The 20,594-nt window shown below is 58.9% G+C and carries 21 protein-coding genes and 3 pseudogenes; 15 read left to right on the top strand and 9 right to left on the bottom strand.

The features are described 5' to 3' along the window. Positions 1-278: 278 nt before the first annotated feature. Positions 279-497 (bottom strand): NAD(P)-dependent oxidoreductase, encoded by a 219-nt coding sequence (locus Q1W70_RS21130; RefSeq protein WP_232534539.1) that lies wholly within the window; start codon positions 495-497, stop codon positions 279-281. Beyond that, complete coding sequence (locus tag Q1W70_RS27165) at positions 442-753, bottom strand: Rossmann-fold NAD(P)-binding domain-containing protein (protein WP_367186758.1); 312 nt, start codon at positions 751-753, stop codon at positions 442-444. Before Q1W70_RS27165 ends, Q1W70_RS21130 begins: the two co-directional genes overlap by 56 nt. Before the next feature lie 68 nt (positions 754-821). Between Q1W70_RS27165 and Q1W70_RS21125 the strand changes: the two genes are divergently transcribed. After that, a complete protein-coding gene (locus Q1W70_RS21125) occupies positions 822-1,100 on the top strand; it encodes a hypothetical protein (protein ID WP_244647710.1) in 279 nt (92 codons plus the stop codon). 155 nt (positions 1,101-1,255) lie between these two features. On the opposite strand, the gene Q1W70_RS21120 is transcribed toward Q1W70_RS21125, so the two are convergent. Then, positions 1,256-2,707, bottom strand: a complete 1,452-nt coding sequence (locus Q1W70_RS21120) for an L-lactate permease (RefSeq protein ID WP_185818485.1) — start codon at positions 2,705-2,707, stop codon at positions 1,256-1,258. A 132-nt stretch (positions 2,708-2,839) separates the two neighbouring features. Here Q1W70_RS21120 and Q1W70_RS21115 point away from each other — a divergent pair, with 132 nt between their 5' ends. Both Q1W70_RS21115 and Q1W70_RS21110 read left to right on the top strand, forming a co-directional pair. Continuing rightward, complete coding sequence (locus Q1W70_RS21115) at positions 2,840-3,328, top strand: Lrp/AsnC family transcriptional regulator (protein WP_166590679.1); 489 nt, start codon at positions 2,840-2,842, stop codon at positions 3,326-3,328. A 302-nt stretch (positions 3,329-3,630) separates the two neighbouring features. Further along, complete coding sequence (locus tag Q1W70_RS21110) at positions 3,631-4,263, top strand: hypothetical protein (protein ID WP_302097856.1); 633 nt, start codon at positions 3,631-3,633, stop codon at positions 4,261-4,263. Positions 4,264-4,564: 301 nt separating this feature from the next. Here Q1W70_RS21110 and Q1W70_RS21105 read toward each other — a convergent pair. Beyond that, positions 4,565-5,639: pseudogene (locus Q1W70_RS21105) on the bottom strand (NAD(P)/FAD-dependent oxidoreductase). Between the two features lie 124 nt (positions 5,640-5,763). Here Q1W70_RS21105 and Q1W70_RS21100 point away from each other — a divergent pair. Together Q1W70_RS21100 and Q1W70_RS21095 are read left to right on the top strand one after the other, a co-directional pair. After that, positions 5,764-6,306 (top strand): DinB family protein, encoded by a 543-nt coding sequence (locus Q1W70_RS21100; protein ID WP_166590689.1) that lies wholly within the window; start codon positions 5,764-5,766, stop codon positions 6,304-6,306. Between the two features lie 42 nt (positions 6,307-6,348). Beyond that, positions 6,349-7,395, top strand: coding sequence for an alpha/beta hydrolase family protein (locus tag Q1W70_RS21095; protein ID WP_302097855.1), 1,047 nt, complete (start codon positions 6,349-6,351; stop codon positions 7,393-7,395). Positions 7,396-7,443: 48 nt separating this feature from the next. Here Q1W70_RS21095 and Q1W70_RS27160 read toward each other — a convergent pair. The 3 genes and pseudogenes from Q1W70_RS27160 to Q1W70_RS21085 form a co-directional block, all read right to left on the bottom strand. Continuing rightward, a pseudogene (locus tag Q1W70_RS27160) lies at positions 7,444-7,524 on the bottom strand (dihydrofolate reductase family protein); the annotation flags it as partial. A 91-nt stretch (positions 7,525-7,615) separates the two neighbouring features. Continuing rightward, the gene (locus Q1W70_RS21090; RefSeq protein WP_166590683.1) at positions 7,616-8,053 is read right to left on the bottom strand and encodes an NUDIX hydrolase; all 438 of its coding nucleotides are present in this window, start codon (positions 8,051-8,053) and stop codon (positions 7,616-7,618) included. A gap of 87 nt (positions 8,054-8,140) precedes the next feature. After that, a complete protein-coding gene (locus Q1W70_RS21085; protein WP_166590684.1) occupies positions 8,141-9,358 on the bottom strand; it encodes a M24 family metallopeptidase in 1,218 nt (405 codons plus the stop codon). Between the two features lie 160 nt (positions 9,359-9,518). Here Q1W70_RS21085 and Q1W70_RS21080 point away from each other — a divergent pair, with 160 nt between their 5' ends. From Q1W70_RS21080 to Q1W70_RS21055, 6 genes are all read left to right on the top strand, one after another. Then, positions 9,519-10,085 carry a helix-turn-helix domain-containing protein gene (locus Q1W70_RS21080; RefSeq protein WP_166590685.1) on the top strand — a complete coding sequence of 189 codons (567 nt, stop codon included), beginning with the start codon at positions 9,519-9,521 and terminating at the stop codon, positions 10,083-10,085. A gap of 261 nt (positions 10,086-10,346) precedes the next feature. Beyond that, complete coding sequence (locus tag Q1W70_RS21075; RefSeq protein ID WP_166590686.1) at positions 10,347-11,948, top strand: ABC transporter substrate-binding protein; 1,602 nt, start codon at positions 10,347-10,349, stop codon at positions 11,946-11,948. A 204-nt stretch (positions 11,949-12,152) separates the two neighbouring features. Next, complete coding sequence (locus Q1W70_RS21070; protein WP_159995088.1) at positions 12,153-13,163, top strand: ABC transporter permease subunit; 1,011 nt, start codon at positions 12,153-12,155, stop codon at positions 13,161-13,163. A gap of 11 nt (positions 13,164-13,174) precedes the next feature. Beyond that, positions 13,175-14,086 (top strand): ABC transporter permease subunit, encoded by a 912-nt coding sequence (locus tag Q1W70_RS21065; RefSeq protein WP_166588792.1) that lies wholly within the window; start codon positions 13,175-13,177, stop codon positions 14,084-14,086. A gap of 10 nt (positions 14,087-14,096) precedes the next feature. Continuing rightward, positions 14,097-15,065, top strand: a complete 969-nt coding sequence (locus tag Q1W70_RS21060; RefSeq protein ID WP_302097854.1) for an ABC transporter ATP-binding protein — start codon at positions 14,097-14,099, stop codon at positions 15,063-15,065. After that, positions 15,065-16,036: a peptide ABC transporter ATP-binding protein gene (locus Q1W70_RS21055; protein ID WP_302097853.1), complete on the top strand. Its 972-nt coding sequence runs from the start codon at positions 15,065-15,067 to the stop codon at positions 16,034-16,036. The genes Q1W70_RS21060 and Q1W70_RS21055 overlap by 1 nt, the downstream gene beginning before the upstream one ends. A 183-nt stretch (positions 16,037-16,219) precedes the next feature. Here Q1W70_RS21055 and Q1W70_RS21050 read toward each other — a convergent pair whose 3' ends face one another. After that, complete coding sequence (locus Q1W70_RS21050) at positions 16,220-17,140, bottom strand: LysR family transcriptional regulator (protein ID WP_166591953.1); 921 nt, start codon at positions 17,138-17,140, stop codon at positions 16,220-16,222. Positions 17,141-17,260: 120 nt separating this feature from the next. On the opposite strand from Q1W70_RS21050, the gene Q1W70_RS21045 reads away from it, so the two are divergent. Next, complete coding sequence (locus Q1W70_RS21045) at positions 17,261-18,010, top strand: 3-oxoacyl-ACP reductase family protein (protein ID WP_185818814.1); 750 nt, start codon at positions 17,261-17,263, stop codon at positions 18,008-18,010. A gap of 166 nt (positions 18,011-18,176) precedes the next feature. On the opposite strand, the gene Q1W70_RS21040 is transcribed toward Q1W70_RS21045, so the two are convergent. Next, positions 18,177-18,875 carry a potassium channel family protein gene (locus tag Q1W70_RS21040; RefSeq protein ID WP_166591955.1) on the bottom strand — a complete coding sequence of 233 codons (699 nt, stop codon included), beginning with the start codon at positions 18,873-18,875 and terminating at the stop codon, positions 18,177-18,179. Positions 18,876-19,112: 237 nt separating this feature from the next. Between Q1W70_RS21040 and Q1W70_RS21035 the strand changes: the two genes are divergently transcribed. From Q1W70_RS21035 to Q1W70_RS21025, 3 genes and pseudogenes are all read left to right on the top strand, one after another. After that, positions 19,113-19,697 carry a DUF6630 family protein gene (locus Q1W70_RS21035; protein WP_302097851.1) on the top strand — a complete coding sequence of 195 codons (585 nt, stop codon included), beginning with the start codon at positions 19,113-19,115 and terminating at the stop codon, positions 19,695-19,697. 222 nt (positions 19,698-19,919) lie between these two features. Beyond that, positions 19,920-20,501, top strand: coding sequence for a DJ-1/PfpI family protein (locus Q1W70_RS21030; RefSeq protein ID WP_166591957.1), 582 nt, complete (start codon positions 19,920-19,922; stop codon positions 20,499-20,501). Continuing rightward, positions 20,482-20,580, top strand: a pseudogene (locus tag Q1W70_RS21025) (LysE family translocator); the annotation flags it as partial. The gene Q1W70_RS21030 and the pseudogene Q1W70_RS21025, both read left to right, overlap by 20 nt. Positions 20,581-20,594: the final 14 nt, after the last annotated feature.

Below are 20,594 nucleotides of genomic sequence, written 5' to 3'. Positions count from 1 at the left end.
TGACCGGTTGAATCCACAGTCAATGGCGGCGGTTTGTGACAGGTCGTAATCGGCTGATTCTGTTGAAAAAGTCGACCATGGTTTGCGCAGCAGAAAAGTATGCGTCCGTGATGGAAATCTTTATTTTCGGCAGAGGCTTCCGGACTCAGATTTCACATAGCAGTGTGCAAAAAAGGCCTTTGGGCGAGCCGACTTTTTCAACAGAGTCGGTTGTTAGCAGTCAGTCAGCGTGGCCGTGAAAAAATTTAACTTCACCGCAAGGTCTGACGGTAGCAGCGCTAGTTCACTTGAGTTAATACAGGCTCCCCCGCGAAGTGAGCCGCGACGTTATCGAAAGTCAGATCCAGCATTACCTGAACTGTCGCATGAGTCGAACTGGCCATATGCGGTGTCAGCACCACGTTGGGTAGCGCTAGCAATGCCCGCGAAACGTACGGCTCATCACCAAACACATCGAGCCCCGCCGCGAGAATCTTGCGGTCGCGCAAGGCCTCCACAAGTGCATCTTCGTCGACGAAGGAGCCGCGCAGTCATCGGATAGCGGCCGCTTGTCCATTCACCTCGTCGCACAAACCGGTCAGCGCTGAGCACTTGGCGTGAAGCACACAGCAACAGTGCCATGGCAAAATCCGCGATGTCTTCGGTGGAAAGACCTGGCGTATGGGTAACACAAACATTGTGATCGCGCGCAGCCTCAAGGTCGATGCCATCGTAGCCGACACCCAGCACCGAGATGATCTCGAGCGCAGGCATTACGGGATATTTTTGCCAATATCATTCGCGTCGAAACACGCCTGTTCAAATTGAACAAGGCCTTTCACTTGCGTTACCACTCCGCCCTGCACCTGGGAATGTGGCGTGGCCCTTACCACACGACAGGGGAATTCATCGAAGCGACGTGGCTGCCGCTCCTGCATCTGTACGAGCATGAGATCACCACGGAGCACCCTGCCTTGGCGGCTTATTTGCTCGGACAGGGGTTGCGCAGTGTAATTCGCTCGGTGTTGGAGGATATGCCGGCGCAGTTGGAACAGCCGGCCTTGCTCGACAGTCTGGTCGCCATGGCTATCGGTTGCCTGCGTCCATCTGCACTCGACTGAAGGACAGCCGATCTACCCTATGCTCCATGATCAGCAGCCTCGCTCGCTTATCTGACTCGGCTTTGCCGTCAGACAGCATCGGTTGCGGGATCGAATCAATGGGTAGTAAATCCCTTTAGGATTCGCTGGGTAAATGCCTGCTGGTTAATACCCTGCTATCCACTCAGCAACGCTGCGCCCAACGCGACTAACGCGGTATTGAGACAGACCAGCATGAAGCCAAACCTCACCAGTTCGCCTTCCTCCTTGGCCTGGGTTTTAGCAAGTCCCAGGATCAGCATGACAACCGACAGCGAGCCCAGCGCTGCATGCCCTGCCGAGCTGTTCTGGACGGCAGCCAACAATAGGCGTGAGGATTCGGGCAACATCGCGATGGCCGGCATGAAGATCGCATTACCGCCAACATTCGACCCGGTCATGTAGCCTGACAGCGCGCCAAACATGGCAACCAGCGACGTCGCGGCCGTGGGCGACAGGCCCGCCAGCAGTTGCATCAAACCCGCGAGGAAGCCGGCCTTCACCATCATCTGCGACATCGCGAGAAAAAAGAAAATGGTCAACAATGGCCGCTTCGCCCGCGCCACCAGCGCAGCAGGCATGTTGACGTCGAGTGCTGTCTGGCGTTGTGTGTTGCGCGTGTAAAACCCTAGCCCGATCAGCACCAGAACCAGTGCCAGGCCTGGTGAGGCGAGTGGCTTCCAGGTGACCTGGGCGCCCTGTACAACCCAGTGATCCTGCCAAGAGGTGATCGTCCACACCATCTTCAACGCGACAATGCAGACAATCAGCACCAGATACGGCCATGCCTGACGCGGCCATTGCACCGCACCGCGCTCGCTATCGTTGCGGCGCAGGCGCCACAGCCCAACAGAGAGTACCGCTGCTGCCGTCACCAGGCCCGCGGCAACGCCGGCCACTTCCGGCCCCAGCCATCGACTAGCACTGTAAAGCACGCCCACAAACAGCAGCCAGAAAGCGCCCAACGCCCTCCACTCCCGCGAGTCACGAACGCCTGCAAGATAGAGCGCGATTGCACTGAGGGCCAAGAAAACCGGTGCGCTGGTCAGTGCCGAGGTCGATGCCAGCGCGGGTGCGTCCAGGTGAGCCAACGAAGCACCAATGACAGATGCCAAGCCCAGCGTTCCCCAGGGCATGATTGCCATGCCGGTCAGTGCTATTCGTAGCGCGACCCGACGTTCGAAGAGACTGAGCAGCAGAGGCACCGTAGCGATCAACGACACGCCGAAGCCGGTCATCGCTTCGAGCAACGGTGCCAGTCCAAGGACGATAAACACGACTTGATCGCCGCGTCCAAGCCCCAGTGACCGCACCCATTGGCTAAGCGCCAGGTTGACGCCCATGCGCTCGATAAAAATCACGAAGACCAGACCTGGAACGATCACGAAAGCCGTACTTGCAAACAGCACGGCCGTATCTTGAGCGGCGGCCACCATACTGCCTAGGCGCCACGCGTCGGCAGCGCCGGCGAGCCAGAGCACCATGACTAATAGAGTGCCTGCAATGGCGGCGTGAACGGGTGGCCGGCGCAGCACCACGAGCATGGCTGTAACCAACAGGACTGGGGAAAGATGGAACAGTGCGAGCATGCCAATAATATCCTGTGTGTGTTCCCGACTAAGGCTGCGTACGCAGACTGCTGGCAAGATAATATTTCTCTAGGCTAGATAAAGGGGCGCAGTTTTCTGATAGTTTTCGAGAAAATTTCTCACGGGTTTACCATGGCAAAAAACGACGCAGCACCTGAATCGTTGGACAAATTCGACCGTGCCATCCTGGACCTCGTTCAGCGCGACAACACTATGCCGCTGCGCCTTATGGCCGAGCAGGTCAATCTTTCCACGGCCGCCGTTCAGCGCCGCATCAAGCGGATGGAAGAGCGGGGAGTCATCACGGGCAACGTAGCCATCGTGGATCCCACCGCCGTAGGACGGCCGATCACGATCATTGTCGAAGTGATGGCAGAGCGCACTAGCATCGAGGCGCTGGAGGCGATGAAGGCACACTTCGCGGTCCCCGAAGTTCAGCAGTGCTACTACGTCACCGGCGAAGTGGATTTCGTCCTGGTGTTAACCGTTGCCAGCATGAAGGAATACCAGGCGTTGGCGCGGCGATTGTTTGCCGAAAATTCCAACGTTACCTGGTTCAAGACAATCGTGGCGCTGGACCGTGTGAAAGTCGGGCTCAATGTGCCGAGCGTGCCTGGGTAACCGCTCATTCAAGAACGTCTTGCGGATCGAACCTCTTGAAATTCGCCAAGACAGTCAGCCTGATACTGGAAGGGAAAGGTATTGTTTAGTGGTTAACTTTGGACCCGCTCTTGGCGCAAGCAGACGCTGGCGGCAGGCCGCTACCGGCTTAGTCGACCTTCATTGAAGCTTGCAGGTATCTATGGAATTGGGGGGCGATTACGCTTATGGATAAGGCAGATTGTGCTATGAGATAAATGCATAACTCTATCGCGCACTGATTAAAAAAAAGCAAAATTAAAAACCATGCCTTAGGTGAATCCATGAAAAATCTTTTGATTGCATCTGCATTGTTTGGGCCTGCGCTTTCCTTACAGGTTCTTGCGAGCGAATTAGAAGTCGAGCACAAACTAATTGAGCAGCGCTGGTATTCTTTCAATGAGGTAATAGAAAAGAGAAATAGATACAGCATGGTAGATATTTCGAAAGGATACATCGAATATTACTTCGAAGGTGATGAATACACCCCCAAATACCCAGAAGAAAACTTGTCGCCGCGTGCAAAATTCTATTCCGACCATGGGCGCGTTGGAACATATGCGGCTGCGGATTATGAGACTGCGCTAGACAAGGCGTGCATAGATGTTGTCTCTGGCTCTCTAGGATCATTTAGAGGCAGCTATGAAAACTCCAGAAGACCTGACAGACAACAATATAAGCGCATGGTTGTTGGTATAAAATCTTTAACATACAAAGGCCCTGAGTATAATTTCAAGAGCCCTTCATCTTGGTCGCCTGTAGAGTTACCCAAGAACAAAAGAAGTCTTCTTTGCGAGATCTATGAAGTCAAGAGTGACGTGAGTGATGTGAAATACATCGTTTATGCTGCCGCGGTGGCGACCGCTATGTTTGACGAGATTCATACCGCGCCACTGCCAAACAATAAAGTCGAGTAATCAAGGTTCTTCGCGCTAATGCTGCGGTATTAGCTGGATCAACCTTGAGGCTGTGACTGAATAATGGGTTTTGAGTAACTAGCTGAGCTACGTGACCGACTTCGGGCTGGGAAAGTGAATCGCCTCTGATTTCTTAGGCACATCCGAATGCCTGCTTTTGGCGATTTCTGCCAGCCGCCACGGGCAGCTTTTGGGGCGGGATTTAGCCCGCCCCAGTGAGCGAAGCGAATGGTTTGAACCCGCCGTCATGCATGTTTTACTAGCCGCTTCTTTGACTGCGACAGCTATCAACCAGCCCCCACTAAGGTTTGAAGAACCTGTCGGGGCGGCAAGGGCTGAGGGCGGGTGCCACCTTTGCGTCCAGTATCTCTTCGCTGGCAAGACGGCCAACGATCGGGGCGAGGATTACGCCAGGGTGCATCGTGCAGACATAGACACCGCTGACATTTGGCAAGTAGCCGACAATGGGAATGCCATCGGCGGGAAATGGTCTCAGCCCGACACAGGCCAATTGCAGTCTCGAGGGAATCGGCGCCATGAAGCTGCTCCTGAATGGCCTTGGTTGTTCGCAGCGCTACCGCTTCTGGCTGGTGTTCCAAGGCATCCCCCAGATAATCCTCTGCGGCGAGCAACGCACCATCGGCGTCTTGCCTGACTTCCATTGCGGGGCTGGAGATAATGGAATGCACGAGGTTGGCGGGCGCCTTGTAACGAATGAAAATGGCGGGCGACTCTTCTATAGGAAGAGAGACGTCAAGCATGTCGGTGAGCTGTTTGGTACCCGTCCCCGCTGCGATGACCACCAGATCGGCGTCAATGTTTCCGGCTGCAGTGTTGAGTCCCGTCACCCGTGCGTTCAGCGTTGTAAAACCGAGCACCTGAGTGTGCGTTAAGACATTGGCGCCTTGAGCTTTGGCGGCAGCAATCAAGGCGTGGGTTGTTTGTACCGCATCCACAGCCCCCACTTGCGCGTCATACAAGGCAAATTCAGGGGGATGTTTGAGATTGGGTTCAATAGCGAGAACCTGGGTACGAGTCAGCACATTTTCCGTCGTGTTATTACCTGATGCTTGTAGCGTTTCCTCAGGGCTCGTGCCGTAAGTCAGGGCACCTGTCCATCGAATGTTCAGGTCAGGCACCTCCACTTCGAGTCGACGGAATTCATTGACGGCTAGACTGCGCAATTGCGCGATAGGGTCGACCCCCGCGTGAGAAACGTTGATCCAGGCGAATGAAGTACCCGTCACGCCGCACGCTATATCTCCAGCGTCTAGCAACGTAACCTGTGCGCCTTTGCGTGACAGGTTATAAGCCAGGGACGCGCCCACTATGCCGGCGCCTATGACGACCACCCGATTGTGCTTATGATCTTGCACATCAACCTCCAGTTTGTTGATCCGCCGATTGTAAGAGCATTGGGGATGACATGCATGAGATACCTGTGGCCTTTCAGGGATGGGCCCCGCCGTATGACAAGCGCCAGGAAAAAGGATGAACACGATGACCCGCACTAGCCATATCCACCTGATGGCGACCTATAACGAGTGGATGAACAACAAGCTCTATGAGGCGGCCAGAAGCCTGTCAGATGAAGAACTCTGCGCGGACAGGAAAGCCTTCTTTGGTTCAATTCTCGGGACGTTGAACCACCTGGTGGCCGGCGACACTGTCTGGCTGCAGCGATTCGCCACCCACCCCGCGAACTACGTGACACTGGGGCCGATTCGCCAGCTTCCAGTCAAAAGTCTCGACCAGTTGCTGTTCCCGAATATCCGAGAACTGTCGGCGCATCGCGTGTGGCTCGATCAGCAAATGGTCGAGTGGTCTCGCTCCATTACAGAGTCAGACCTGGATCACACCCTTCATTACACCAGCATGAAGGGTGTCCCCGCTGACAGGAACTTCTACGGGTTGCTCATGCATTTCTTCAACCACCAGACCCATCACCGCGGACAAGTCACGACCTTGCTTTCACAAGCGGGTGTCGACATAGGGGATACAGACCTGGTTATTCTCATTCCATCCGAGCCTGGCGTACTGTAACGCTCGTTCCTGCAGAACGACGGAATCAAGGAAGACACGACATTGAAAATAGCTTTTGGCGCCCTGCTGTTGACCTGCCTGACGACTGTCGCACTCGCTGAGGAAAGCGCCGTCGGCTTCCAATCCTCGACACTGGCGGACGCGCAGAATGAGCGCGCACTGGAAATGGTTGTCTGGTACCCCAGCACAACGACCGCCGCCGCGCAGCTGATTGGCGATGATGTGGTGTTCGTCGGCGCGGCTGCCGTGCGTGACGCGCCGCCGGCTGCGGGCAAACATCCATTGCTGGTCCTTTCCCACGGGTACAGAGGTAACTGGAGCAACCAGATCTGGCTGGCCAGTGCGCTGGCTCACCAGGGTTACATCGTCGCTGCCATCAATCACCCCGGCTCCACCACTCATGACCGCAGCCCTAACGCCGCCGCGCAGTTATGGCAGCGACCGGTTGATCTGAGCCGAGTCATTGATCGGGTTACGGCTCAACCTGGAAAATTCGGCGCGGTCGCCCATGAGCGAATCGCCGTGGTCGGCCATTCACTTGGCGGCTGGACTGCCCTGGAGATCGGCGGTGCGCGATTCGACCCCGACCGCTTCGCCCAAGACTGCAAGGCACACCCGCAGTTGGCGAGCTGCAGCGTCTATGCCCAGATGAACCCGGCAAGCACCGCACCAGCCAAGGCCGCGTTGGCCGCCGATTGGCGCGATAAACGCGTCACGGCGGTGGTCACCCTAGACCTGGGGCTGTCACGGGGCATGACCGACGCAAGCCTGGCCGCGCTGCCGGTGCCCGCGCTGGTGATCGCCGCCGGCGCGCCTTCGCGCGAGCTTCCTGCCGAGCTGGAGTCTGCCAACCTGGCCAGCCGCCTGCCTGCGGCGTCAAGCCGTTACGTCGAAATCAGCGACGCCAGCCACTTCACTTTCTTGTCGGTGTGCAAACCGGGTGCGCAGGCAATGCTCGAAGAGGAAGTACCAGGCGATGGCATCATTTGCCAGGATGGCGACAGCGCTCGTGAGCGCGGGGTGATTCAACAGCAGGTTGCTTCGCTGATCGCGCAGTTTCTTGAGTCATCTCACGCCGGGCAACCCTAACGGCGCCCAACATCACCCCAAGTAACAGGCGGCGCTCAAACAGACCAGAAGCCACTCAATATCGCCATCAACCCTGGCAATGAAACCGTCCACACTGGCCGCGACGAAGACCGAACATTTTGCACCCATGGTCTGTGAGACGCCTGTCTGGATGGCGTCTCTTGCATGAGCTGAAGCCCGAAGTTCGCAGGAAAAATGTCTCTGTTACGAACTGGTTTCATCAGCGATGCTTGCCCGCCCAGTGCCCGCGCGCTTCCAGGACCGCGCACAAAAAGTCCAGCGCTCGACGAAACACAGGATGGCAATCGTCATAGGGCAAGTGGTCGAGCGAAGCCCAGAAAAACTCGAAGACGTGACCATGGTCATCGAGCGTCTGGTGTGACCATTGTTCAGGCATGGGGCCATCCGTCTTGCACAGGTGAAACGACCAGCTCTGGCCGTGATGACCGGAGTCCCAACATCCCAGGTCGTCCACGACTTCGGCAGCGCGTATACCCGACTCTTCCGCCAGTTCACGCAGGGCAGCTCGACCCGGTGTTTCGCCCTTCTCAATGGTTCCCTTCACCAACTGAACCCCGGCTTGAGGATGCCGAAACAGAAGGATCCTGGGTGGCCACGTGGCGGAAAGAACGACTGAACAGGCCTTGTCAGGCTGCATGGCGATTTCCTTATCGGAAATGATGGCCCGCCATCATACGCATTCAGCTGTCACAGGTAGCTGGTCACCTCGGACCAGCGCCTGGCCTCAGGCCTCCAACCCGAACGGGTCGTCGATGGAATGGCTCGGCTGGGTAAACCAGCGAGGGCCAGTGGCGGTCATGTAGAAATGATCCTCCAGGCGGATGCCGAACTCGCCCGGCACACAAATCATCGGCTCATTGGAGAAGCACATGCCTTCGGCCAGCGGCGTCTGGTCACCCCGCACCAGGTAGGGCCCTTCGTGAATGTCCAGGCCGATGCCATGCCCGGTACGGTGCGGCAGGCCCGGTAACTGGTAGTCCGGGCCGAGGCCGGCGGCTTCCAGGCTAAGCCGCGCGGCGGCATCCACCACCTGGCAGGGTTCGCCCAGGCGCGCGGCGTCGAAGGCGGCCAACTGGGCGTCCTTTTCCAGGTTCCACATGGCGCGCTGGCGGTCGCTCGGGGTGCCAAACACATAACTGCGAGTAATATCCGACTGGTAGCCGTGGAGCAGGCAGCCCGTGTCGATCAGCACCATGTCGCCGTCCTTGAGCACCTGCGCGTGCTTCACCCCATGGGGGAAGGCGCTGGCCTCGCCGAACAGCACGATGCAGAAGGTCGAACCCGGCGCGCCGACCTTGCGGTGCGCCTCGCGGATGAACTCGGCAACCTCGGTGGTGCTGATGCCTGCGCGCAGGATGCTGGCGGCAGCCTTGTGCACGTGCAAGGTCATGTCTTTGGCGCGCTGCATCAGCGCCAGTTCTGTCGCGCTCTTGTGATAGCGACACGGGTTTATCACGCAAGAAGCGTCTACGAACGTCAAATCCGATCCGAGGCGGCGGATTGCTTCGAACATGAAGAACGCCAGGGACGGGCACAGGCCCACCACGGCGTCGGCGGCGACGCCCATTTCAGCGAACAGGTCGAGCAGCAGGCGGTAGGGACTCTCGTGTTCCTGCCAGCCATGAATAACCCCATCCACCTCGCGGAAGTCGCGGATGGTGCCCTCTTCGAAGGCCGGGGCGATATAAGCCAGCGGGCCGCTGGCGGGCAGCACGGCGCCGACCATGCGTTCGCTCGGGCTCCACTTCACCCCGGTGAAGTAGTAGAGGTTGCTACCAGCGTTCAGGTAGAGCGCTGCGATGCCCTGCTCGAGCATCAGACGCTGGGCCTTGGCAATGCGTGACTGGTATTCGTCCAGGCCAATGGGCGTCATGCCCGCGGTCATCTTCGCCAGGCCGGCCAGCGCCTGCTCCGGAGTTTTGCCACCTACGCCCACTGTCATCTCGCTCTCCCGAATTGTTTTGCGGTGTTGGAAATTTAAGCACGACTTAAACTTGCGTCAATGGGTTTTTTCAGTCCAGCTTAATTTCGGTGAGGCGAAAAGCCTTTTCTGCACGGCGTCGCCCGCTATACTGGCGCCTTTCAGAATACGAGCCACGCCAATGTCCGTAGAACAGATCGGGGAACGGTTGCGCCGCTACCGCCGCGCCGCCAACAAGACCCTGAACCAAGTCGCGACTGAAACCGGCCTTACCGCCAGCTTCCTGTCCCAAGCGGAACGTAACCTCACTGGCGTGTCCATTTCCTCGCTGGCGAGAATCGCAAATGCCCTGGGCATTCCGCTCAACAGCCTGTTCAACCAGCCCTCCCAGCCCCAGCCCGATTCCCACCAGGGCCAGCGCGTGCGGTACAGCATCGGCAGCCAGCCGCTGGTCTACGAGCGCCTGTCCAGCAACTTCCCTGGCAACCTGGTCAACGCGATGAAGATGACCATGGCGGTGGGCTACCAGTCCGAGCTCATCTCCCACGAAGGCGCAGAGTTTACCTATGTGCTCTCCGGGCAAATCGTCTACACCATCGAAGGCCAGACCTACCCGCTCGGCCCGGGCGGATCGGTGCACTTCGATTCCACCAAGCAGCATTCCATCGCCAACGCTGGCGACGAGGTTGCCGAAGTGCTGGTCGTCACCACCATGGCCGGGCTGCTCGACGACCACTCCACGACCTGAGCGTGCGCCGGCAAAAAGTAAGCCCCACTGAATTTAAGTTGTAATTAATTTTAGAATAACTTAAGTTTTTCCTCGGCCGGTGGCGGTGCGAGCATTCCCCTCTCCCCCCTTCAGCGCTACCGCCCGAGCCGGTACGTCGGCCTTCGGCTACCTGTTCACATGACGGGCTGCCTACAGCCCGTAAAACCGCAGGGTCAGGTGCATCCCCCTGAAAGGGACGACCTGATCTGCCGCCCTCAAAATAATAACAATGAGGTTCGCATGCGTAAAAAAGCCACGTTCAAGACCATCGTTGCCGCCAGCCTGATCCTCGGCTGCGGCGTCACCCACGCCGCCAGCAATCTGGTGTTTTGCTCCGAAGGCAGCCCAGCGGGCTTCGACCCAGGCCAATACACCACAGGGACCGACTTCGACGCCTCAGCCGAAACCGTGTTCAACCGTCTCTCGCAGTTCGAACGTGGCGGCACCCAGGTCATCCCAGGCCTGGCAACCCGCTGGGACGTATCTCCCGATGGCCTGACCTACACCTTCCACCTGCGCGAAGGGGTCAAGTTCCACACCACCGATTACTTCAAGCCGACCCGCGACTTCAACGCCGACGACGTGCTGTTCACCTTCAACCGCATGCTCGACAAGGACATGCCGTTCCGCAAGGCCTACCCCACCGAGTTCCCCTACTTCACCGACATGGGGATGAACGAAAAGATCACCCAGGTCGAAAAGGTCGACGACCATACCGTCAAGTTCACCCTCAAGGGTGTCGACGCCGCCTTCATCCAGAACCTGGCCATGAGCTTCGCCTCTATCCAGTCAGCCGAATACGCCGACCAGTTGCTCAAGGAAGGCAAGGCCAAGGACATCAACCAAAAGCCGATCGGCACCGGCCCGTTCGTGTTCAGCAAGTACCAGAAAGACGCCCAGATTCGCTACAAGGGCAACAAGGATTACTGGAAGCCTGAAGACGTCAAGATCGACAACCTGATCTTCGCCATCACCACCGACGCCTCGGTGCGCATGCAAAAGCTGAAAAAGAACGAATGCCAGATCACCTCCTTCCCGCGCCCGGCCGATATCAAGCCGCTGCAGGAAGACCCGAACATCAAGATGCCGAGTCAACCAGGCTTCAACCTTGGCTATATCGCCTACAACTTCACCCGCAAGCCGTTCGACACGCTCGAAGTGCGCCAGGCGCTCGACATGGCAGTCAACAAAAAAGCCATCATCGAGGCCGTTTACCAGGGCGCCGGCCAGTTGGCCGTCAACGGCTTGCCGCCGACCCAGTGGTCCTACGACGAGACAATCAAGGACGCCGACTACAACCCGCAGCAGGCCAAGCAGTTGCTGACGGCTGCAGGTGTGAAGGAAGGCACGCAAATCACCCTGTGGGCCATGCCGGTGCAGCGCCCCTACAACCCCAACGCCAGGCTGATGGCCGAAATGCTCCAGGCCGACTGGGCCAAAATTGGCATCAAGGCCAACATCGTCAGCTACGAATGGGGCGAGTACATCAAGCGCGCCCACGCCAGCGAGCACGACGTCATGCTGATCGGCTTCACTGGCGACAACGGTGACCCGGACAACTGGCTGGGCACCCTCTACACCTGTAACGCGGTCAACGGCAACAACTTCGCCAAGTGGTGCAACGATGACTACGACAAACTGGTGAAGGCCGCCGGGGCCACCGCCGATGTGGAGAAGCGCACCGCGCTGTACAAACAAGCGCAGCATGCCCTCAAAGCCCAGGTGCCGATCACCCCGGTCGCCCACTCCACGGTCTACCAGCCGATGCGCACCAGTGTGGAGGGCTTCCAGATCAGCCCCTTCGGACTCAGCAGCTTCTACGGCGTCAACAACGCCCAGTGAGTGACAGGGGCCGGCCAAACGGCCCCTTCGCCTTCCTCGAGCCGGCGCCAGACCGGCGAGGACTGCCTCACCGGCTCCAACCAGAACAATTAGCGCCACACCGGGAATCGTCGAGCAGCAGCCTTGACCCACGCAGCCTGAACGGCTGAGAACGGCCAGCACGATAACCGCCATTACAAAAAAGATAAGGAGTGAGTCGCCCAAATGCTGAGTTTTATTGCCCGCCGATTGGGGTTGTTGATCCCCACGTTCTTCGGCATCACCCTGCTGACGTTCGCGTTGATTCGCATGATTCCCGGCGACCCTGTGGAAGTCATGATGGGCGAACGCCGGGTCGACCCCGAAATGCACGCTCAGGCAATGGAACGCCTTGGTCTGAACAAGCCACTGTATGCCCAGTACCTGGACTACATCGGCAAACTGGCCCAGGGCGACCTCGGTGAATCGCTGCGCACCCGTGAAAGTGTGTGGAGCGAGTTCACGTCGTTGTTCCCCGCGACCCTGGAGCTGTCCATGGCCGCCCTGCTCTTCGCCGGCATCCTCGGCCTGCTGGCCGGGGTGATCGCGGCCCTCAAGCGAGGATCGCTGTTCGACCATGGGGTCATGGGCATCTCCCTGGCCGGGTATTCGATGCCGATCTTCTGGTGGGGCCTGATCCTCATCATGTTCTTCTCGGTGTCCCTGGGCTGGACCCCGGTTTCCGGGCGGATCGACCTGCTCTACGACATCGAGCCGGTCACCGGCTTCATGCTCATCGACACCCTGCTGGCCGATGACACCGGCGCGTTCCTCGACGCCCTGCACCACCTGATCCTGCCGGCCATCGTGCTCGGCACCATCCCGCTGGCGGTGATCGCGCGCATGACCCGCTCCTCGATGCTCGAAGTGCTGCGCGAAGACTACATCCGCACCGCGCGGGCCAAAGGCCTGTCGCCGTCGCGCGTGGTGTTCGTCCACGGCCTGCGCAACGCCCTGATCCCGGTGCTGACCGTGGTCGGCCTGCAGGTCGGCACCTTGCTCGCCGGGGCGGTCCTGACCGAGACCATCTTCTCCTGGCCCGGCATCGGTAAATGGCTGATCGAAGCCATCGGCGCCCGGGACTACCCCGTGGTGCAGAACGGCATCCTGTTAATCGCCTGCCTGGTGATCCTGGTCAACTTCGTGGTGGACATCCTCTACGGCTTTGCCAACCCACGCATCCGTCATCAGCGCTGAGATCATTACCCATGAGTACGCCAACCCCCTCGGCAGCAGTCGATCAAAGCCTGCTGTATCCGTCCCCGTACAAAGAATTCTGGCACGCCTTCTCCCGCAACAAGGGCGCGGTGGCCGGCCTGATGTTCATGCTGCTGGTGATCTTCTGCGCGATCTTCGCGCCCTGGGTCGCCCCGCATAACCCCAGCGAGCAATACCGTGACTTCCTGCTGACCCCGCCGGCCTGGCTCGAAGGCGGGCAACTGCAGTTCCTGCTCGGCACCGACGAACTGGGCCGCGACCTGCTGTCGCGCTTGATCCAGGGGTCGCGCCTGTCGCTGCTGATCGGCCTGTCATCGGTGGTCATGTCACTGATCCCGGGGATCCTGCTGGGCCTGTTCGCCGGGTTCTTCCCGCGCCTGCTGGGCCCTACCATCATGCGCCTGATGGACATCATGCTGGCCCTGCCATCCCTGCTGCTGGCCGTGGCGATTGTCGCCATCCTCGGCCCTGGCCTGATCAACACCGTGATCGCCATCGCCATCGTGTCCCTGCCCTCCTACGTGCGCCTGACCCGCGCCGCGGTGATGGGCGAGCTGAACCGTGACTACGTGACCGCCGCGCGCCTGGCCGGTGCCGGCCTGCCACGCCTGATGTTCATCACCGTGCTGCCTAACTGCATGGCGCCGCTGATCGTCCAGGCCACCTTGAGTTTTTCCTCGGCGATTCTCGATGCCGCTGCCCTGGGCTTCCTTGGCCTTGGCGTACAACCGCCAACGCCGGAGTGGGGCACCATGCTGGCCTCGGCTCGCGACTACATCGAACGTGCCTGGTGGGTGGTGAGCCTGCCCGGCCTGACCATTTTGCTCAGCGTGCTGGCAATCAACCTGATGGGCGACGGCCTGCGCGACGCGCTGGACCCGAAACTCAAGAACGCCGCCTGAGGAGATTCCCATGTCACTGTTAGAAATCAAGAATCTCAACGTGCGCTTCGGCGACAAGACCGCCGTCCCCGTGGTCGACGGCCTCGACATTAGCGTGGACAAGGGCGAAGTCCTGGCCATCGTGGGCGAATCGGGGTCGGGCAAATCGGTGACCATGATGGCGCTGATGGGCCTGATCGAGCACCCCGGCATCGTCACCGCCGACGCCCTGAACTTTGACGGCAAGAACATGCTCAAGCTGAGCAACCGTCAACGCCGGCAAATCGTCGGCAAGGACCTGGCCATGGTCTTCCAGGACCCGATGACCGCCCTGAACCCGAGCTACACCGTCGGCTTCCAGATTGAAGAAGTGCTGCGCCTGCACCTGAAAATGTCCGGCCGCGCGGCGCGCAAACGCGCCATCGAACTGCTGGAAAAAGTCGAGATCCCCGGCGCCGCCAGCCGCATGGACGCCTACCCGCACCAACTCTCCGGCGGCATGAGCCAGCGCGTGGCCATTGCCATGGCGATTGCCGGCGAACCCAAGCTGCTGATCGCCGACGAACCGACCACCGCCCTCGACGTGACCATTCAGGCGCAGATCATGGACCTGCTGCTGGCCCTGCAGAAAGAGCAGGACATGGGCCTGGTGCTGATCACCCACGACCTCGCCGTGGTCGCCGAAACCGCCCAGCGCGTGTGCGTGATGTACGCCGGTCAAGCGGTGGAAGTCGGCCAGGTGCCACAGCTGTTCGACATCCCCGCGCACCCCTACAGCGAAGCCCTGCTCAAGGCGATTCCGGAGCACAGCCTGGGCGAATCGCGCCTGGCCACGCTGCCGGGCATCGTGCCGGGCCGTTATGACCGTCCGCAGGGTTGCCTGCTGTCGCCACGCTGCCCGTACGTGCAGGACAACTGCCGCACCCAACGTCCGGCCCTCGACCCGAAAAGCAACAGCCTCGCTCGCTGCTTCTATCCCTTGAATCAGGAGGTGGCGTAATGGCCGTCGTTCTCACCGCCCGTGACCTGACCCGTCACTACGAAGTCTCCCGCGGCCTGTTCAAGGGCCACGCCACCGTGCGGGCGCTCAACGGCGTGTCGTTCGAACTGGAAGCCGGCAAGACCCTGGCCGTGGTCGGCGAATCCGGTTGCGGCAAGTCGACCCTGGCCCGCGCCCTGACGCTGATCGAAGAGCCGTCCTCCGGCTCGCTGAAAATCGCCGGGCAGGAAGTCTCCGGGGCCAACAAGGCCGAGCGCAAGCAGTTGCGCAAAGACGTGCAGATGGTGTTCCAGAGCCCCTATGCGTCGCTCAACCCACGGCAGAAAATCGGTGACCAACTGGCCGAGCCGCTGCTGATCAACACCGACCTTTCGGCCGCCGAGCGCCGTGAAAAAGTCCAGGCGATGATGAAGCAGGTCGGCCTGCGGCCCGAGCACTACCAGCGCTATCCGCACATGTTCTCCGGCGGCCAGCGCCAGCGCATCGCCCTGGCCCGGGCGATGATGCTGCAACCCAAGGTGCTGGTGGCGGACGAACCGACCTCGGCGCTGGACGTGTCGATCCAGGCTCAGGTGCTGAACCTGTTCATGGACCTGCAGCAGGAATTCAACACCGCCTACGTGTTCATCTCCCACAACCTGGCGGTGGTGCGCCACGTGGCCGACCACGTGATGGTGATGTACCTCGGCCGGCCAGTGGAAATGGGCCCCAAAGAGGACATCTACACCCGTCCCCTGCACCCCTACACCCAGGCCCTGCTGTCGGCCACACCGACCATCCACCCGGACCCGGACAAGCCGAAAATCAAGATCGTCGGCGAACTGCCCAACCCGCTCAACCCACCGTCCGGCTGCGCCTTCCACAAGCGCTGCCCGTACGCCACCGAGCGCTGCAGCAGCGAAGAGCCGGCCTTGCGTGTGCTCGACAATCGGCAGGTGGCGTGTCATTACGCCGAGGACATGAACGACTGAGCCACCGTGCTTGGCAGGGCGCCTCTTTGCCCAGCCTGGAGATCTGCGTCAATGTCCGCCCCCCGGCCGATGCTGGTGAAAAAGTAGCCCTGGGCCTGTCCCCTGCCTGGCCTTCAGCAAAATCTCTGCATTGGCCAGCAGGGCTCCTTACAGAGCTTGAAGATCACGTAGTCTCCACGAGTCCTATCCGGCAATAAATTTGCTGTCAGGAGCACTGGATAAATGGATCAATCGATCAATCACTGCACGCAGTTTTGGCTGGATATAAGGCGTCTTGATCCAGATGGCGTGCATGGGTACATCGTCTCCCGCAAGCTCATCAAGTACGGATACCAAGGCGCCTGATTGAAGGTGCTCTTCCACTAACCATGTGGGCACTTGGGCAAGCCCGCAGCCCGCCAGAGCGGCTGAAAGGATTGCTTCGCAGTCTCCGATTTCATGCCGTACTGGAATCTCATAGGGCTCAGTCACACCCTCGTGGCTCTTGAGCAGCCAGCTATGCCGCAATGTCATTGGCCACCCGGTAACACACGAATGCTGCTGGAGATCTTCCTTGATAAGCGGGAAACCTCTTTGAGCAAAGTAGGCGGGAGAGCCACAGATAACCCTTCGTTGCTCACCCAGGCGACGTGCAACCAGATCTACGTTGTCATCAAGGTGTCCCACACGCACAGCCAGGTCTATACCGTCCCCCATCAAATCAACAGTTCGATCACTGAACGTAATTGATAGGTCAAGCTGTTGATGTTCTTTCGACAGCTCCAGCAAAGAAGGCAGGATATATCTACGACCAAATGCCGAGGGCAGATCAATCCGAACTCTGCCTGCCGGTACCCGCTGCTCGCTACCCAGTCGACTTTCGGCTTCATCCAGGATCGCCATCGCGTTTTGGCAGTCCGTGAGGTAAGAGTCACCATCGTTAGTCAAACTCACCCGCCTGGTAGTCCTGTGCAACAGCTTTGTTCCCAGGCGAGCCTCAAGGCGCAGGATGCTTTTACTCAGCGCTGAACCGGTCATTCCTAACGCCTGCGCGGCTACGGTGAAGCTACCCGCCTGCGCGACAGAAACGAAATTTCGAATCTCAAAAAATTGGTTCTTGACCATCACCATTGATTCCACGCAGGACTTAGAGATTGGAATTCTAGGGACTTAATCAACGTCTGTGAATCGCTTAGCCTTATCCAACGATACGAAATGAACTTCAAAGGTAAGGACTGAGCAGACATGAACCCAGTAAAGAATCTTCAAGACAAGATTGCCTTCGTACAAGGCGGCTCCCGAGGCATTGGCGCAGCGATCGTGAAACGCCTGGCCAGTGAAGGCGCTGCTGTCGCGTTTACCTATCAATCGTCAACGGTCGCGGCGGAAAAAATAGTCAGTGAGATCGTAGGTGCTGGCGGGAACGCCATCGCTATCCAAGCCGACAGCGCGAATCCAGAATTACTGCAGCAGGCTATCCGTCAGGCAACGGAACATTTCGGCGGGCTGGACATCCTGGTCAACAATGCAGGCATTCTTCCATGGGGCCCTTTGGAAGAACTCACACTCGCGCAGATCGACCTCACACTGGCCATCAACGTCCGCAGTGTCATCATCGCTAGCCAAGAAGCAACCCGTCACATGCGAGCCGGTGGACGCATTATCAATATAGGAAGCATTAACGCCGACCGAACCCCCATCGCTGGTGGTGCTGTTTATGCGATGAGTAAAGCTTCGCTTGTCGGCTTCACCAAAGGTTTGGCTCGCGACTTAGGCCCGCGCTCGATCACGGTCAATAATGTTCAGCCAGGCCCAGTAGAAACTGATATGAATCCGGCCAGTAGCGAAACTGCTGCGCAACTTAAAAAGCTAATGGCACTCGGTCGCTACGGAAAGGATAGTGAAATTGCCAGCTTCGTCGCCTACCTCGCAGGCCCTGAAGCTGCGTACATCACTGGCGCCAGCCTGAGCATTGACGGTGGATTTTCGGCTTAACGCTTAAAACCATTTCAGTGACCGACCTTGCAGCGATGTATGCAGGGGCGGGACAGCTTTGCCGTCATGCTGAGCCTCTCAACAGGCAGGCGCTTTCAACCAGAAGCAGCCTCCTTATCAGCGATCCGGGCGGCAATGCCCATAGATGACCCAGGCAAATCGAACGTCACTGGGCCTGACGCACCGGATAAATACCGGCAAGCCGCGCGATCACCACCCCCACGTAAAAGACGCCTGAAAATTCTTCCACCATCACCAGTGAGCGGGCGTGGTTGGTCAAGGGGATAACATCGCCATAACCGGTGGTCGTAAGCGTCGTGAAGCTGAAATAGATCAGCTTGAAGAAAGTACCGGGGTCTCTGAAATCGAAGTTCCCAGGGCCGAATGAACCCGCGGCGGAAATCTCCACCAGGGCATACATGAAGGACCAGACGAAGGCCAGCATGATGTAGCCCGCCAGCGCACCGTGCAGCTTGTCGGCTGTAATGTGGCCGCGCTTGAGGAGGTAGCGAAGCACGCCGCTGAGCGAAATGGCGAGAGACGTGGCATAGGTTATCCCGGCCAGTTGAAGAGTCGCGACACTCTCAGTCCACAAGGCCGCCCATTGAAGGCCGATCCCGAACAACGCCAGGCACACTTTGAGGATGAACCCCAACCGGGTCTGCCGGGTGGCGAATGCGCCCACCAGCAGCACGGCCGAAAACAGAATGCCGAGCAACAGGCGAGCAAGCAGCCCCTCCTCAAGAAAGGGAAACAGCAGGATCAGCCCCAGCAAGAGCAGCAATAAATAAGTGCAAGGCCCCAGCCCGATCACCATCTGAGCTAAATCCGCCTCGGATTCGGCTTTATCTTGCGGATCTGTCATAGCGGTTTCCCTAATGCCGAAGTCATCCTCGACACCTGACGTTGCACGGGTGAATCCTGATTGGCTTGAGAATAGTTGGGAGTCGCGACTACCTATAAAAGAATTGAACCTGGCAGGTAGCCATAGGGTCGAAAACACCAGTTCGAAGAACTTCACGCTCAAGCACCAAGCTCAATGGCGAGAATGGACGGCAGAGCGCGACCAGCGGGTTTTCCTCAAAGAACGACAAGGACGGACATGGGCATTTTAGATCGGTTGTTTGGTGGACGCTTTACCCTCCCGCCACCTGAGGAAACCAACCTCAGCGCTTCAGCAATCATGAAAGAACTGCGACCCGAGCGAAGCGATCCCACCGAGAAAAAAGCACTCGAGGCTTTTGCCCAAGCGCTGGTAGCGCTCATTCCGGAAAAGGAAGGGGGCAGACTGGTCCGGCGCGTTATGCGCAGATACGCAATGGGAGATGACGCACCCGGTGCCCTCTCGGAAGGGTTTCTGAATGACCCAAAGGGACAAAAACTTGAACACCTCGTTCTCCTCAGCGTGGAGTGGAAGGGTTATGACGTGTTCGAGTATCAAGCGCCCTATTTGGTCAGTGCCAGCGGCGTGAAAGAACCCTACGTTTACGTGAGGCAAGAGGCGTCATCGATGCCAGAGGTTCTCCAACACTTTGATCAGTGGCTGGCGCGGTTCGATAAACGTTATCTCCACCTGGACTGCACGGGTGACAATTACGAAGGTGTGATTGTTGACACCCAGAAGCTGGGAGAAGTCATTGAGTTGGCGCAACGCGCTGGAATCAAAGCCAGCCTCGAGAGCTTCTAGCGATGGCGACTGGCGCAAACAATCGCCAGCCTTGATTCGGCACCTTCAACGGCCTTGAGGTGCCGAACGCGACCTCCCGAGCAGGCTCCCCCCGCTCAGGCCCAGCAACCCTGAGGATGCCCGGTGCGCTCTCAGGTGACGGTCCGCCTTCAACCCATCGCCGCGCTTGATGCCTGTTTGCTATCGCCCTAGATTGTCGGCTTTCATGGAGGATACTGACTGATGGCACGCGTAAGTTTGGTACTGACACCCGGTTTCGCAGACTGGGAATATGCATTCATCGCGGGAACTGGGTCGCCGTTCTACGGGATCGACGTCAGGTTTTTCGCCCCGGCGGCGGGGCAGTTCCACTCGCAGGGTGGATTGCCTGTCACCGTCGACAGCAATCTGCAGCACTGCCTGGACTGGCAATCGGATGTGGTGGTGATCATTGGCGGAACGGTCTGGGAAGGTGCCCATGCACCGGATATTTCAGACTTTCTTCAAGCCAGTCGTTCACGTGGCGCGACCATTGCCGGCATCTGTGGGGGAACGCTGGCACTTGCCAGGGCCGGGCTTCTGGACACCGTGCCGCACACCTCGAACACCCCTGAGTTCCTGCAGGACAATGCCCAAGGTTATGCCGGGCACTCGTTCTATCGAAGCAGTCCGCTCGCGGTCGTTGCAGACCGCATCATTACCGCGCCCGGCCCGGCCCCCGTCAGCTTCACCTGCGCAGTGTTCGAGGCGGCCGGGCTGCCTTCAGAGACCCTTGCGCAGTTCAGGTCGATGTTGGCGGCGGAGCATGGCACCGGGGCCGAGTAATCTGTTGTCGGTCAGCAACGCCACCCGCTATGGCTACCGCGCGTCGTGCCTGATCGGCGTCGGGCGGTTGCTGGCTTTCCTGCGGCAAGTCAT

This window comes from Pseudomonas kielensis, assembly GCF_030505375.1.
In the GTDB taxonomy this organism is placed as follows: domain Bacteria; phylum Pseudomonadota; class Gammaproteobacteria; order Pseudomonadales; family Pseudomonadaceae; genus Aquipseudomonas; species Aquipseudomonas kielensis.
This window is presented reverse-complemented; position numbering and strand designations above follow the sequence as displayed.

What these genes read in the sequence shown, in the direction of transcription:
- Q1W70_RS21115 (WP_166590679.1), top strand. Translation starts at nt 2,840, where the DNA reads ATGGCAAAAAACGACGCAGCACCTGAATCGTTGGACAAATTCGACCGT.
- Q1W70_RS21040 (WP_166591955.1), bottom strand. Translation starts at nt 18,875, where the DNA reads ATGACAGATCCGCAAGATAAAGCCGAATCCGAGGCGGATTTAGCTCAG.
- Q1W70_RS21050 (WP_166591953.1), bottom strand. Translation starts at nt 17,140, where the DNA reads ATGGTCAAGAACCAATTTTTTGAGATTCGAAATTTCGTTTCTGTCGCG.
- Q1W70_RS21090 (WP_166590683.1), bottom strand. Translation starts at nt 8,053, where the DNA reads ATGCAGCCTGACAAGGCCTGTTCAGTCGTTCTTTCCGCCACGTGGCCA.
- Q1W70_RS21035 (WP_302097851.1), top strand. Translation starts at nt 19,113, where the DNA reads ATGGGCATTTTAGATCGGTTGTTTGGTGGACGCTTTACCCTCCCGCCA.
- Q1W70_RS21080 (WP_166590685.1), top strand. Translation starts at nt 9,519, where the DNA reads ATGTCCGTAGAACAGATCGGGGAACGGTTGCGCCGCTACCGCCGCGCC.
- Q1W70_RS21030 (WP_166591957.1), top strand. Translation starts at nt 19,920, where the DNA reads ATGGCACGCGTAAGTTTGGTACTGACACCCGGTTTCGCAGACTGGGAA.
- Q1W70_RS21110 (WP_302097856.1), top strand. Translation starts at nt 3,631, where the DNA reads ATGAAAAATCTTTTGATTGCATCTGCATTGTTTGGGCCTGCGCTTTCC.
- Q1W70_RS21045 (WP_185818814.1), top strand. Translation starts at nt 17,261, where the DNA reads ATGAACCCAGTAAAGAATCTTCAAGACAAGATTGCCTTCGTACAAGGC.
- Q1W70_RS21070 (WP_159995088.1), top strand. Translation starts at nt 12,153, where the DNA reads ATGCTGAGTTTTATTGCCCGCCGATTGGGGTTGTTGATCCCCACGTTC.
- Q1W70_RS21065 (WP_166588792.1), top strand. Translation starts at nt 13,175, where the DNA reads ATGAGTACGCCAACCCCCTCGGCAGCAGTCGATCAAAGCCTGCTGTAT.
- Q1W70_RS21085 (WP_166590684.1), bottom strand. Translation starts at nt 9,358, where the DNA reads ATGACAGTGGGCGTAGGTGGCAAAACTCCGGAGCAGGCGCTGGCCGGC.
- Q1W70_RS21075 (WP_166590686.1), top strand. Translation starts at nt 10,347, where the DNA reads ATGCGTAAAAAAGCCACGTTCAAGACCATCGTTGCCGCCAGCCTGATC.
- Q1W70_RS21100 (WP_166590689.1), top strand. Translation starts at nt 5,764, where the DNA reads ATGACCCGCACTAGCCATATCCACCTGATGGCGACCTATAACGAGTGG.
- Q1W70_RS21055 (WP_302097853.1), top strand. Translation starts at nt 15,065, where the DNA reads ATGGCCGTCGTTCTCACCGCCCGTGACCTGACCCGTCACTACGAAGTC.
- Q1W70_RS21120 (WP_185818485.1), bottom strand. Translation starts at nt 2,707, where the DNA reads ATGCTCGCACTGTTCCATCTTTCCCCAGTCCTGTTGGTTACAGCCATG.
- Q1W70_RS21060 (WP_302097854.1), top strand. Translation starts at nt 14,097, where the DNA reads ATGTCACTGTTAGAAATCAAGAATCTCAACGTGCGCTTCGGCGACAAG.
- Q1W70_RS27165 (WP_367186758.1), bottom strand. Translation starts at nt 753, where the DNA reads ATGCCTGCGCTCGAGATCATCTCGGTGCTGGGTGTCGGCTACGATGGC.